The organism is Synechococcus sp. BA-124 BA4 (assembly GCF_034931165.1).
The window spans coordinates 1-13,632 of the sequence record NZ_JAYGIA010000054.1; the positions used below are offsets into that span (position 1 = coordinate 1).

Sequence of the window (13,632 nt, forward strand, 5' to 3'; positions counted from 1 at the left end):
AGTAGGCACCGAGTTCAGTGCTGTTCAAGCCGGCGGTCTCCAGCACCACCATGAACTTGTCGGCCGGGCCCCAACCTTCAGGGTCCTTCTGAGTGGCAGGCACCACCTCCCCCTGCAGACGCCAGGCATTCCGGGGCGATCAGGTCATCGTGCGGCAGTAGCTTGATGTATTCACCGCTGGCTTCGGCCAGGCAGCGATTCCAGTTTCCCTCGGGCCCGAGGTTGTCTTGATTCACGAGGCAGCGCAAACGCGGGTCCTCGGCGTACTTCCGCACCCGGGCAACCGTGTCGTCCCCCGAGCAATCGTCCACGACAACAAGCTCGAAGTCCGTGAAAGTCTGCGACAGCACGGACTGGATGGCTGCCTCCAGAAAATCCCCGCCTCGCCAGGTGGGAATGCAGATGGAGACGCGAGGGGAGGGCATGGAGGCGGATGCGGTTGAGCTGAACAATTCCGTGCTATGCGAGCATCAACCATACCCGCCGGGTAGTCTGGGAGATCTTCGAGCACTGCTCTCGCCTCCTGAAACATCCCGCAACGAGTATTTGCGAACACGGCCCGGGCCTGGGATGTGCTTCCGTGGCCCGCTGTAACCTTGAAGCTTTCGAATACTCATCAGCCCCGCCACGTCCGGCAGGGCGCTCTGGCTCAGCATCACACCCATGTCCGCCATCCAGACCCTCGGCAACCGCCTTCGCCAATGGGCAGATCGTGCCAACCTGGGGCTCACGCCGCCCCAGGAGCACCGCGTGCACCTCGATGCCGCCATGGCCTGGCTCAAGCGCGCCCAGGACGCCACCCCCGACGCCGGGGTGGCCCAGACCTGGCTGATCCGCTACCAGAAGTGGGCGCCGTCCTACCCCGAGACCACCGGCTACATCATCCCCACGTTCTACCGCTACGCGGCCCTGGCGGGCGACGATGACGCGCGTCGCCGCGCCCGCGCCATGGCCGACTGGGAGTGCGAGATCCAGCACCCTTCAGGTGGCGTGCTCGCCGGCGCGCTGGGCGACTCCGACCAGCCCACCATCTTCACACCGGGCAGGTGTTGTTCGGCTGGGTACGGGCCTTTGAGGAGGAGGGCGACGAGCGCTACCGCGAGGCTGCCGTGCGCGCCGCCACCTGGCTGTGCGACGTCATGGATGCAGACGGCTGCTGGCGCAAGTGGGGTTCGCCCATGACCGGCAAGCAGGTCAACACCTACAACACCCGCTCGGCCTGGGGCCTGGCCCGGGTGCACCAGATCACCGGGGAGCAGCGCTTCCTCGACGCGGCGGTGCGCAACTGCGACTGGGCCATGACCCAGCGCAACCCCGTGGGCTGGCTGACGGAGAACTGCCTGCAGGACAACTCCCAGCCCTTCGTGCACACCATCGCCTATGCCATGCGGGGTCTGATGGAAGTGGGCGCGTACGCCCAGCGCGAGGACCTGCTCCTCGCCGCCCGCCAGATTGGCGATGCCCTGCTCGGCGCCCTGCCGGAGAACGGCATGCTGCCCGGCCGCTTCGACGAGCGCTGGCGCCCCACCGTGAAGTGGTCCTGCCTCACCGGCGACGCCCAGATCGCCATCAACTGGGGCCGGCTGCATCAGATCACCGGGGAAGCGAAGTACCGCGAGGCGGCCAGCCGCATCATCGGCTTCGTCAAGCGCACCCAGAAGCTCGCCGGCCCCGAACCCGAGCTTGGCGCCATCCGTGGCTCCCACCCCGTGGACGGCGGCTACCACCCCTGGCAGTGCCCCAACTGGGCCACCAAGTTCTTCGCGGATGCGGTGATGCTGGATCTTGCGAATACGGGCGGGGCAGAGTACGTCATCTCGGCTAGGACGTACCTCGGCGCACCGTAGCCTCAGCACAAGACAAGGCAGTGACGGATTCAGGCTGTAATGGGAACTTCCCGGGTGAGCTAACTCGCCTTACAGGGCTGGAGCACGCAGGTATTCGCCCGCCCTCGCGTGGCCCCCTTCGTGCTTTTGTGGTGGTCCCGGGGGCACGCTATGCAGTGTGAAAGGAAGCGGCGATTTGATGCCGTCGCATCGCTGCGGTCATTGCCTCGTTTACTGGGTAAATTCGTCTCTGGAATGGCACACGCCTCAATGTCGGTGCTGTACTCGAGGGTAATTCACTTCGCACGGGTGAGCCTAGGCCGATGGATGTTTCAACGCGTGGTGCTCGGTGCCACGTCGTCCGCGCACGCCAACCCGCCCGCTGCGCTGCAATTCATGCCTGAGGTAGGCGATCAAGACTCAGCGGCGCCGTCACACGAGCCTCGTCGGTTGACTCCACTAGCTGCGACATGAGCACTCCAAACCTCTCTGTGATCATCCCATCCTATAACTGCGCGCCGTGGCTAGAGCGGGCAGTCAGGTCGACTCAACGGGGCGCTCCCGGCCCCGTCGAGGTCCTTATCATAGACGACGGGTCGACAGACGACACTGCGGAACTGGGTCCTGCCCTCGCTGCAGAAATTGAGGGTGTGTATTATTTTCACAAGAAGAATAGTGGGCCGTCGGACGCGCGAAACTGCGGTCTTGACCGCGCGACAGGCTCGTACATCGTCTTCCTGGATGCGGACGATGAGCTGTTCCCGTTCGACCTCCGCGAAAGTCTGGGCACTGGTGTGGACGTCATCAAGGTCGGGATGGAGAAATGTACCGCTGATTTCTCGCCGCTATCCCGCAGGCAAGAGACTTGTTCGAGGATGTCTGGCAAAGACTATCTCCGACAGGCATTTGTCGGTAGTACCTTCTACACCGAGAGTTGTCATTACGTTTATCGACGTGATTTTATCGAGAGCAATGGGCTGCGTTTCAAGTCCGGTCTCATCCATGAGGATGTTTTGTTCACGATCCAGGCTCTTGTGGCGGCGCGCTCCGTGATCGCAGTACCTGATCTGGTATACCGATATATCCGTCGCGAGGGATCAATCACAACAAATGTAACGAGAGAGAGGCTTATTTTCAGGATCGATGCTTTGAGTGAGGTGGCGAAGGAGCTGACCTCACTCGCGGGCAGAGAGCGCGACTTTGACCTTCGTTGGCGAATCGAGCGGATAATCGGCTACGCAGAGGATTTGGCGGTTCAATGCGGCGGCATCGTGCCGATTGCAAAGGTGCTTGCCATTCAATTGAGGTACATGGCCACGTATCGTGGTTTCGGTGCCCCCGGTATCCGGTACACGCAACGCCGAGGTTTGAGGGACCGGCTGAGGGTCTTGGCGGCGCAACTGAGCAAGTCAACGAGTCGGGCAAAACCCTCTTAATGTTGAGTCTTTCTGTCAGGATTGCACGCCTTCATCCGACGATCTGCTTGTCGCTGTAAGGAAAAAACTCTCATTTGAAGCGGAGCTTTGCAGTAAAGCTGGCGAAGATTGCATGATTCATTCACCTTGCTCGCGTAAACGGGCCATCGTCGCTTTCGCTGGCCACCCTTGGGTCGAGCCGGAATGGATGAACCGGCAGCAAATCCTGTCCCGGCTCGGTGCGCGCGGGTGGCGCGTTGCCTACAGTTTCGGTGCTCTCGATTGGTGGCAGCGTGGCAGTGCCCGGTGGTCGACCAGTCCCCTTTTCAATGGCGCTTGTCGGAGAGATGGCATCGTGGACATCGCTCCCGGCCGACTGGGCGCTCGTTGGAGAAGGTACAAGCCGCTCGATGAGTGGGCTCTTGGTCGCCACGCAAAGTACGTCAGGGGCAAAGTGGCGCGCGACGATGAAAAGATCATCGCCTTGCTGTTCGATCCGCAGTTTTACCCGTATGTCCGCCATTTGGAACCATGTGATGTCGTCTACCACGCCTATGACGATCTTTCCCGTCAGTCGGGCTGGACAAGCGAAAAGGCAGCTTTACAGAAAAGCCTCCTGTCGCATGCAAAAATGGTCAGTGCGTCCTCCGAAATGATCGCTCAAAGCCTTGCTCATCCTGATGTGCGGATTCTTGAGAATGGGGCTGACGTCGAGGCGTTCTTTCGCGCTGCCGATCGGAGTGAGCCGCACGATATCGTCGATATCCCGCACCCAAGGATCGGCTATGTCGGCGCGCTTAATCGCAAGGTCGACTTTCCGCTCATCGCGACCATAGCGGGCAGTCGGCCCGCGTGGCATTGGGTCCCGGTTGGAAGGGTGGAGAGCCGCGATCTCGAATCGGCGCCTGAACTTGCTGCTGCATTTCGGGCGTGCCAATCGATGGCGAACGTCCATGTTCTTGGCCAAAAGGACCGGTCTGAGATTCCGGCCTATGTGGGTCACATGGACGTAAACACCATGTGCTACCGGCACGGCGCCAAGGGCTGGTGGACGTCCGGTTCACCATTGAAATTGCACGAGTACCTGTGCAGCGGACAGCCCGTCGTTTCGGCTCCACTCCCTGCAGTCAGGAAGTTCTCGGACGTCTTGGAGATTGCTGGTGCGCCCGAGGAGTGGCTGGAAGCCTTGTCTAGGCTTTTGCTAGCGCCTGATACGCGAGTCGCGGCGCGCATCGAGGTTGCACTGCAAAATTCGTGGGACAAGCGTGTGGATGTGTACGAGGAATGGCTGTCAAATATCGCCTAAAAAAGTGGCTGTGATCAACACGGACGCGTGACGCCTGTTAGACGTCACCGGTCTCCCGCCCCATACGCTTTGGCAGTCAGTTCGCCAACGGTCTGCCAGGAAAACTCGGCTGCCACTTGACGATTATGCCTGCCCATCTTCTTGAGAGCGGATCGATCGAGCGACGACAAGATCTCAACCAAGCCCTCGTCGCTCCCGAAGGCTGGCGTCCCCGCGAGTGGTGTAAATCCCCCGGCACCCCCACCCCGGCGTAGCCGGGGTGGGCCGCGCACCTCAGGTGGCTGCCCCAGCGGCTGGCGTTTGCAAGGGGTGGGCAGGCCCGTTTCCCTGGTTCGAGAACCACCTCAACCAGACGAACCATGCCCAAGACTTACTGTGCCGCACCCGACCTCGCGCCGCTACTGGACGGCAGCACGGCCGGTGAGCTGATCCCCGAGCTGGCCCGCTACGGCCTGCAGCAGCTGATCGAGCTGGAGGTCGCTGCCGTGCTCGGTGCCGACCGCCACGAGCGCACCGAGGAGCGTGTCGGCTATCGCAACGGCTACCGGTCCCGCAGTCTGACCACCCAGGTAGGCGACATCGACCTGCTGATCCCCAAACTGCGGGCCGGCAGCTTCCTGCCCTCGATCCTCGAGCCCCGTCGCCGGGTGGAGCAGGCCCTTTACGGCGTGATCATGGAGGCCTACATCTGAGGGGTCTCCACCCGCAAGGTGGATGCCCTGGTCGCCGCCCTGGGCTCCCAGAGCGGTATCTCCAAATCCCAGGTCAGTCGCATCTGTCAGGACATCGACGAGCAGGTGCAGGCGTTTCTGAACCGGCCCCTGCAGGAGTCCGGCTACGCCTACGTCTACCTGGATGCCACCTACCTCCACGGCCGACTGGGTAAGGCCCTGCAGGTCTGCTCACGGGCCGTGGTCGTCGCCATGGGCGTCAATGCCGACGGCCGCCGGGAGCTGCTGGGTCTCAAGGTGGGCGACAGCGAAAGCGAGGGCTTCTGGAGTGAGTTCCTTGCCTCGCTCAAGGAGCGCGGCCTCACTGGCGTCAAGCTGGTGATCAGCGACGCCCACGTGGGCCTTACCAAGGCCATCCGCAGGCAGCTGCAGGGCTGCGTCTGGCAGCGTTGCCGCGTCCACTTCGCCCGCAACCTGCTGCAGCGGGTCCCCAAGGCCCACCAAGGCATGGTGACCGCCGCCCTGCGCTCGGTGTTCGCTCAGGAGGATGCCGGAGAGATCCTGAGCCGCTGGGATGACCTGGCCGCCTCGCTGGCGGAGCGCTTCCCCAAGGCCACCGAGCTCATGAACGAGGCCAGAGAGGACGTGCTGGCCTTCCGTCACTTCCCGCAGCCTCACTGGAAGAAGGTCTGGAGCACCAACCTGCTGGAGCGGGTCAACGAGGAAATCAAACGCCGCACACGCGTCGTCGGCATCTTCCCTAACGACGCGTCGATCACCCGCCTGGTGGGCGCGGTACTGCTGGAGCAGCACGAGCACTGGCAGCTGGAGGGACGCCGCATGTTCTCAGCCGAGAGCATGGCCGCCATCCCGGAGCTGGAGGATCTGCCGGCCCTGCTCAGCGCCGCCGCCGCAGAGGTGCAAGACGCAGGCCCCAGGTGATTGAGGTGGCAGCGCCCCCACAGGGCGCAGCGGCCTCAATCGCCGCCCGGGGGCCGGCGCTGTAACCCCTGGGCTGCATAGAAAAACCATCCCGCTCACAACACAACCGCGATGAAACGAGAGACTTGACAAGTCAATCGTCTCGTTTCATCGTGGAAGAACGAGGTGCATCTGCGCCTCAGGAATGACAGCCCGTCATTCCACCCTGTTCACCCTCTGATCAGGGCATTCGGGCCTCGGGTTTTACACCACGCAAAGGGACGCGGCCCGGCCTGGCCGCGCAGGTGCTCGATCACCCAGCAGGTGGCATCGGCCTTGGCTGAGAGGGCCTGCTTGTTGCCTTCTTCTGCAAGCAGGGCGGCCTCCAGCTCGGCGAGAGCCAGGGCGCGCTGCTCGGGGTCATCCGTTTCCAGCTGCTCGGCCAGCTGGCCGATCGCGGTGGTGAGCTCCTGGGACTCGATGCCCAGCTGCCAGAGGGAACCGGACCGCTGGAGGGAGCAGGCAGGACCAGGGGCTTCCGGGGCCGAAGCAGGGGCGGCAGCGGAGGGGATGGGAGTGAGAACGGCCATGACGGTGAGAGGAGAGACAGGGAATGGAGAGGAGGCGCGACAGAACGCCAAAGGCTTGTGGTGACTGATCAGGAGCGGGGAACACCAGCCGGAACGGCCCAGAGCCCGGCCGACGTGCTGACCTCGGCCACCGAGATCGGCACCGGCGAACGGAAGGCCATCCGGCGGGCCTGCTGCACGAGCGAGGCGGTGCCAACGCCACCGGGGAACGCCACCACCAGCACCGAGGCGATCGAAACCGGGGAGGTGTGGGCCACGGCCCGGGCAATGGCCTGCTCGAGCAACTCCCGATTGCGGATCGGCCCAGCCGCCCGGCCATGCCGCTCCCACCTGGCAGGCATCACCACGGACGACCAGCCCAGCTGATGGGCCGCGCGGCCAATGGCGGCATCCGCACCACGGGCTCCGCCATGGAGCAGCAGATGCACCAGCCGGCCGCCGCTGCGGGCCAGCAGCTCAGCCGCCACACGCTGATGAGGCCAGGCCAGATCACGGCCGCCCCCGGCGGCGATCACCAGAGAGCGAGCCGGGACAATCTCCGGCCACGATGGAATACATAAAGCCATGGATTCAGTTGCCAGAAAGGACAACTCATCGGGGCATCACAACCGCTTAGGTGTACGCAACTGTGATGGCGAGACCAGGGATTAGGTTGCCGCCGGCGATGGGCTCTGGGCCTTTGGCGCAGCCCTTATTCTACCAGTACAAACGCACTGAGCAGGGGGTAAGGTCGTTGCGGGGCAATGGATCTGCCCAAAGCAAAGCCATTCGCTGGTGGCCTTGGAAACTGATCAGCAAGACCGCCAGATTTAGCCCTGTATGCCCAGCTGGCCGCGCAGCCGCGCGAGGAGGCCTGGTGCCCACCTCTGCCCCCATTGATGTGGGCGAATGCCCAGCCACCGCAGCCGCGGGAGAGCGGCCCTGCCCACCACCTCACCACCGGCCCCGGAGCGGAGGGCGGCGGCGGCTGGCCGATGCACGCCACGGCGCAGCCGTGGCACGCTGAAGGACGGCCGCTGTCGCACCGGGAGGTGCGCTCAACGAATCCGACCGGAAGCCCTGCGGTGTCTGCTCAGCCCCAGGGGACGTCCAGGTACTCCACCAGCAGCACGTCCCGGTGGGTGCCATGGATCTTCACCAGGCCCGCCTTGGAAGCGCGCTCCATGCCAGGACGCTCCTTGCGGACCTGCTCGGCGGTGGCCAGCACCCGCACCCAGCCGCCGGTCATGAAGCCTTCGCTGCCTGTCTCAAAGGCCTGCAGCCGTCGGTGCTGGTTGCTGTTGCGTTCGTAGTACAGGCCTCCCCCCGTGGGATCGGTCTCCTCTGCCCAGACCTGATCGACCATCAGCTTTCCGATCGCCAGTGGATCCTGCGCCGCTGCGTCAATGGCTTCACCATCGAGCACCAGGGGGTTGCCTGGGTCGTCACGGTTATCAGAAATGATCAGGCGATTGGACACAACCTCAGCCCTTGGCGGATCAGGGCCTCAATCCTGGAGGCCCCACGGCAAGCCGGCTTAAGTGGCCCATCCGGTCCGACCGAGTAAGGGGAGAGAACCTCTCCCATCCGGAGCGGGAGAGATCACCTGGTGGGGAGCGGAGCGGGAATCTCTCCCCAAATCTCTCCCATGCCCCTTGGTCGATCGGTGAAAAGTCAATCGGGGCGACAGGATTCGAACCTGCGACCTAGTGCTCCCAAAGCACCCGCGCTACCAAGCTGCGCCACGCCCCGCCAAATCAACCCTACCCCACGAATCCCCCATAGGGCCTGCGATACCTGGATTCTTGTGGCTGCAACTGATCTCAGCTGGTTGAGGGCGCTTGCTCGCGCTTGTGTCAGGCAGTGGCATTCGATGCCATGCTGAGGCCCTCCAGCTCTCACCCAGCTCTCAAGTGAGAGCTGCTGTGGCTGCCTCCTTCCGCTTTCAGCCATGGCCCGTAGCGCCCCTCCATCCAGCACTCCGGCATGGATCGAAGGCCTGCGGATGCAGCTCAAGCTTGCTGTCGGCACCGCATGGAGCGTCTCCCCCATGCGGGACAAAGCCAAGCTCTTCGCGCGATTTGACGACGGCAGTCGAAAGAGCATGGTTCTCCCTTGCCTGTGGCTGCCTGCTTCGTCCTCCGAGATCCTCCGCACGGCCGAGACGATGCATCAATTGGTTCAGAGCGGCCTCTCGTTCGAGAAAGCGAAGGAGCACGTTCTGGGCCCGAGCGGTGCTGCCCTGCCCGGAGCTGCATCTCCCTTTGCCGTCGACCTGGTCGGAATCTGGGAGCGCTTCGGCGACTACAAGGTCAGAGGCACCGGCCAGATCAAGCTGTCCACCTGGCAAAAGGACTATCGGATCACCGGTGAGCGCCTGCGTGAGGTTCAGAACCAAAGCCCAGCATCGGCAAAGGACGTGCTTAGGGCGATTGCCGATCGCTGGGATCCAGGGTCTCGCCGCCGTGAAATCGCCGTACAGCACATGGCCGCGATGCTTCGCTGGGCCATCGAAGAGGGGCATCTCAAAGCAGAGCAATGGACCCCACCACCAAAGATCAGCCGCATCGTGGGCCCGAAACCTCAGAAGGACTCATCGGTTCCCTTGAAGGATCAGCAGATCCTTGAACTCTTCGATGCACTCCCCAAAGATCCAGCGGGTCGTCGCTGGCTATTCGCTCTCCAGCTGGTGGCCAGTTACGGGCTGAGGCCGGTGGAATTGCTTCATCTCGACCTGTCTCCAGACGGAAAACTTTGGTGCAGCTACCAGAAGACCAGTGGTGGTGGAAAGACGACACCCCGTGATCTCAGAGCACTGCATCCGGAATGGGGAGAGGAGTGGAGATTGATCCAGCGTGTGGCCGACGGCGAGGAACTCCCCCCACTTGACGCCCCCTCCGGCCCAGCAGACAGCATGCGGAAGTACCTGATCCGGCAGGAGGCCTGGAAACGGTTGAGGGCCAGCAGTCCGATCACGCCCTACTCCTTCCGGCATGGCTACGCCCTTCGTGCCCATGAGGGCTATGGCCTGAGCCCCCGAGTGACAGCCGAACTGATGGGCCATTCGGTGGCCACCCACAACCAGCACTACAGCCAGTGGGCCGATGCGGCCACGATCGACGCGGCCATCGAGCGTGGCTTGCGACACCGTGGTGATCTTGCCCGCCCTATGGGCTATGATTGAAGAGGTTGAGCCAACCAGTGGTCGAGGAGCAGCGGAGAGGGTCAGCACAGGCCATCCTCCTTAGCTCCATGAGTCACTAAGCTCATCTATAACGTGAAACTCATTTGTTACTAAATCCGAAAGCAATTTTTACACTGATTGCAGTTGATGAATTGAAGCTAAAGAGCTAATCAATTAGTTGTGTCAAATTTGTGCTTTCTTTTAGCAAGTTGAGCAAAAGAGCGATGTTATATGCGCTCTTTTGCTTGACATTGTGAATCAGTCACCTCAGCCCGACAGGGTCAGGATTGATGGCGATTGATTCTCAATAATTGATAATTACTGAAGTAAATAATACAGGCCGACCCGCATCCCAATACCCATGCGTAACAATGGACCCATTGTCCCAAGATGCTTGGCTGAGGACCGCAGATGCGCTCCTTCAGCTCAAGTGCAGCCGTAGTCATCTGTTGCGGCTGAAGCGTGAAGGCCATCTTCGATCGAAGGCACACTTCCTTCAGATCGGTCAAACAAGGACGTCACCTCTTCTCTGGAACGTCAAAGCCATTCACCAAACGATGGCTCAGTGGACCCTGAAGGGGTGCTCCAAATGAAGAGCACGACACCTCTCGGAACTGACTCCTCGATGGAGCAGTCTCCAGAAGACAAGATCCAGGAGGTCAGGATGGAGGCGATCCGTCTGATCGATACGGCCGTCCCTGTCCTGGATCGTGTTCCACTGCTTCGTGAACAGGCCAAGAAGATCGGCATTCAACTGAGTGCTTCTGAGCTGAGCCGTTACCTCAAAGAGGCCTGTAGCCAAGCTGCAGGAACTCCCGAACTGGTGACGGCTGACGATGTCCTGGACCTGTCGCAGCCTGAGTGGATCTGCGAGCACCTCCTGATGGCCGGGTGCATCAATCTGCTGTTTTCCCTTCCTAAGGTTGGAAAGACCACTCTCATCCTGGCTCTGCTGGGAGCCTTGCATCGAGGGGAGAGCACCTTCCTGGGGTTGCCGTTGATTGGCACCTGCCCACCGGTGTTGATCGTCGGTACCGACCAGCCCGAACGCGACTGGGCCCGCATCCTGCAAGGTTTCGGGCTTGTCTACCTCGATGAGGGTGGGGACGCACGGCTGTGCGACCCGCCCATTGTTGGGCTGGCCCATTCCGGATGTCCCTGGTATCTGGATGAGGAAGGGATCCAGAAGATTGCCCAGAAGGCGGCCGACAACCCAGGACTGCTGATCATCGTTGACACACTCCATGCCTGCTGTCGCCCTCTCGGGATCAACGAAAATGCAGCTGAACTGGCGGATCCGGTCATTGAGCTGATGGAGGCAGTCGGTCCCTACGGCGGGACCGTTGTGGTGATTCACCACGCCAACAAGGGCCGCTCAGCTGATTCCGCCAGCATGGGTAGCCGAGGCAGCACGGCACTACCAGCGGCAGCTTCCCAGATCATCAGTCTCACCCGCCTGCAGTCAGGCCCTGCCTCTGCTGAGGCGGGCCAGATCATCCTGAGGACGGAAGGCAGGGCCGGCGCTCCGATGGAGCTACTGGTCGCCCGTGGTCCAGATGGAGGCTGGATTCATTGCGGGGAAAGCTCTGAGGCCTCGGAAGCGCAACGCCTGGTCCAGGCAGAACAGCGGCTCAACAGGCAACAGCGGGACGTCCTTCAGGTTCTGCGGGACCGTTTCGAGGAAACCCAACAGATGGTTTCCGTGGCCGAGATTTTGGAACGCTCCGAGATCTCCGGTCAGGACCCCAAGAGGGTGATTCGTCGGTACCTCGATGCCATGCTCAGACTCGGTTTGGTGACTCTTGAGAGGGTCGCTATTCCTAAGGGGCAAGAGAATCGCTACCGACCTGTCAGCCCTCCGGGGACGTCGGATACCACAGAGGACCCTGTCACTGATCCGGGCTAATCAACTGGGCAGGCTCGCGCTGACCATCTGCTGGTCAACGTGAGCCTGCCTTTTCATCGCAGACATGAACGGGATCGGACAGCTGGGACACCACGGACAGGACGGACACCACGGACACCTCGGACAGGACGGACACAAAGGACAGCGCAGACAGGCGGGATGGTTTGGACACCCAGACCATCTTGGACAGGTCGACCAGTAGGTCCGACCGTGTCATGGGTGACGCCCTCAACCTTCAGTCCTGTAACAGATTCTCTTGTCCGATTCCTGCCTGATTCAGCAGATACCATCATCCTCCCCTCTTGGCACACCTGGATCACAAATCCAGAAAATACCCTTAGTCGACGAAGTTGCTTCTGTCCATGAAGCAATTCTAATCGCCCAGAAGGCTTCTCCTGCAGCGCTTTTGCCCATTTGGACCTCGGAAGCCTGTTTGGGAGGTGGCCTTGGCAGGCATGCGGGCCGAACCTCCCATCACACTGCCCCTGCCGTGAAGCAGGCCAGCTCCAGGGCTCGGAGCTGGCCCGCCAGGCCCTCAGGCCGACACCTGCTGTCTGAGGGCCTCCAGAGCCTTCTTCTGGGCCCGCTGAACGCTCATGGCGCTGAGCCCCAGCCGCTTGGCGGCATCCCGGAGGCTGAGCCCCTGCATGACGGTGAGCCTGAGGGCAGTGGCCTGGGAGGCGGGCAGCTGATCGAGCATGGCCTCCAGCCCCGGATCACCAGCCTCGGCCTCTGGCCCTGATGCCTGCTCCGGGGCAGGGAGGGTATCGAGCCAGCTGCCGCCACCCCCTGGAAGGGGCAGATCAAGGCTCTGGTGCTTCCAGGGGGCTTCGCTGCGGGCTGACTTGGGCAGCCTCACCATCAGGGCACGATCGCGGATCCAGTGGGCCAGGGCGCCCTGGATGCAGCGCTTGAGATAAGCGGGTGCGGTGAGCGGATCCGAGACGCGACTGCAGGCCCGCACCAGTTCCAGGCGGGCCACGCCCTGGGCATCGCCAGGCTCCAGCAGATCTGGATAGCGGCGGGAGAACTGGCGGGCCAGGGCATCAGCCAGGGAGAGGAACTGATGAACAAGGCGGTCACGGTCTGAGTGGGGTCGCATCGTGGTGATGACGCAGGACGCGCCCCCCACCCCGCAGCACCGCGTAGGGAGAATCGGGGGTAGGCCAAGCCAGTGCCACGACGTCACCACCAGCCGATCGCCGTTCATCACCCGCTCACGGCTAGACCCTCCCGTCAGAACGCCAACCCAGGCATGAGCACCAGCACCCAGCTCCAGCGAGCACTTCCTGGTCACCGGCACCACCACAACCACCAGCGCCACGAGCGGACGTAGCGAAACCCCGAGCAGGCGCGAGCGGGTGCAGCGCAGACCGCAGGCGCTGGAACCTCCATAACCTGCTCATCGAGCAGCACGATTGGCCTGCAGAAGAGGCATCAGCCCCCAGGCATCACCGCTTGCCCCAGCTCTGCTCACACCGCCGCAGCTCCAGCTCGATGGCGATCTTCCGAGGGAACTGCCGGAGGGGCCAGGCCATACCAACGAACCAGCGCAGCGTGCGCGTATGGCGGTGCAGCCAGAACCAGCAGGTCAATGAGAGGGTGCGGCATTTCATGGCAGGAGCGCCAAGGACATCGCCTGCCCAACCCGGTGCCAGGTCCATCAAGGGGGCCGCAGGCCCATGCGCAGCCCTTGATCGGCCTGGCTGCCCGGTGTCAACTACGTAGGCGGCTCGCGTCAATTACTTAGGCGGGTTCCTCCCGCCTTCTCACCCCCTGCCATGGCAGGGGGGAGGCGACACGAAAACTGAGCCACCCTCAGTCGAGAAGTCGG

The 13,632-nt window shown here is 62.4% G+C and carries 11 protein-coding genes, 1 tRNA gene and 1 pseudogene; 7 read left to right on the forward strand and 6 right to left on the reverse strand.

Annotated elements, in window-relative coordinates; translation table 11 throughout:
* Window positions 1-77: 77 nt before the first annotated feature.
* Entirely contained in the window at window positions 78-425 is a 348-nt protein-coding gene (locus VB734_RS14645; protein WP_416238045.1) for a glycosyltransferase family 2 protein, read from the reverse strand.
* Between the two features lie 238 nt (window positions 426-663).
* Here VB734_RS14645 and VB734_RS06310 point away from each other — a divergent pair, with 238 nt between their 5' ends.
* From VB734_RS06310 to VB734_RS06330, 5 genes and pseudogenes are all read left to right on the forward strand, one after another.
* A complete protein-coding gene (locus VB734_RS06310; protein WP_323243145.1) occupies window positions 664-1,182 on the forward strand; it encodes a hypothetical protein in 519 nt (172 codons plus the stop codon).
* Entirely contained in the window at window positions 1,179-1,847 is a 669-nt protein-coding gene (locus tag VB734_RS06315) for a hypothetical protein (RefSeq protein WP_323243146.1), read from the forward strand. Before VB734_RS06310 ends, VB734_RS06315 begins: the two co-directional genes overlap by 4 nt.
* 449 nt (window positions 1,848-2,296) lie before the next feature.
* On the forward strand, window positions 2,297-3,262 hold the full coding sequence (locus VB734_RS06320; RefSeq protein WP_323243147.1) for a glycosyltransferase family 2 protein: 966 nt from the start codon (window positions 2,297-2,299) through the stop codon (window positions 3,260-3,262).
* A gap of 334 nt (window positions 3,263-3,596) precedes the next feature.
* Window positions 3,597-4,547 (forward strand): glycosyltransferase, encoded by a 951-nt coding sequence (locus tag VB734_RS06325; protein ID WP_323243148.1) that lies wholly within the window; start codon window positions 3,597-3,599, stop codon window positions 4,545-4,547.
* A gap of 359 nt (window positions 4,548-4,906) precedes the next feature.
* Window positions 4,907-6,160 (forward strand): annotated as a pseudogene (locus tag VB734_RS06330) (IS256 family transposase).
* A gap of 209 nt (window positions 6,161-6,369) precedes the next feature.
* Here the strand turns inward: VB734_RS06330 and VB734_RS06335 are convergent.
* The 4 genes from VB734_RS06335 to VB734_RS06350 form a co-directional block, all read right to left on the reverse strand.
* Entirely contained in the window at window positions 6,370-6,729 is a 360-nt protein-coding gene (locus VB734_RS06335; RefSeq protein ID WP_323243149.1) for a hypothetical protein, read from the reverse strand.
* Between the two features lie 68 nt (window positions 6,730-6,797).
* Complete coding sequence (locus tag VB734_RS06340; protein ID WP_323243150.1) at window positions 6,798-7,244, reverse strand: SLOG family protein; 447 nt, start codon at window positions 7,242-7,244, stop codon at window positions 6,798-6,800.
* A gap of 557 nt (window positions 7,245-7,801) precedes the next feature.
* Window positions 7,802-8,188, reverse strand: coding sequence for a hypothetical protein (locus VB734_RS06345; RefSeq protein ID WP_322781550.1), 387 nt, complete (start codon window positions 8,186-8,188; stop codon window positions 7,802-7,804).
* A 198-nt stretch (window positions 8,189-8,386) separates the two neighbouring features.
* A tRNA-Pro gene (locus VB734_RS06350) sits at window positions 8,387-8,460 on the reverse strand.
* A gap of 415 nt (window positions 8,461-8,875) precedes the next feature.
* Here VB734_RS06350 and VB734_RS06355 point away from each other — a divergent pair.
* On the forward strand, window positions 8,876-9,892 hold the full coding sequence (locus VB734_RS06355) for a hypothetical protein (protein WP_323243151.1): 1,017 nt from the start codon (window positions 8,876-8,878) through the stop codon (window positions 9,890-9,892).
* 625 nt (window positions 9,893-10,517) lie between these two features.
* Window positions 10,518-11,798, forward strand: a complete 1,281-nt coding sequence (locus VB734_RS06360) for an AAA family ATPase (protein WP_322781548.1) — start codon at window positions 10,518-10,520, stop codon at window positions 11,796-11,798.
* A gap of 535 nt (window positions 11,799-12,333) precedes the next feature.
* On the opposite strand, the gene VB734_RS06365 is transcribed toward VB734_RS06360, so the two are convergent.
* Entirely contained in the window at window positions 12,334-12,900 is a 567-nt protein-coding gene (locus VB734_RS06365) for a sigma-70 family RNA polymerase sigma factor (RefSeq protein WP_322781547.1), read from the reverse strand.
* Between the last annotated feature and the right edge of the window lie 732 nt (window positions 12,901-13,632).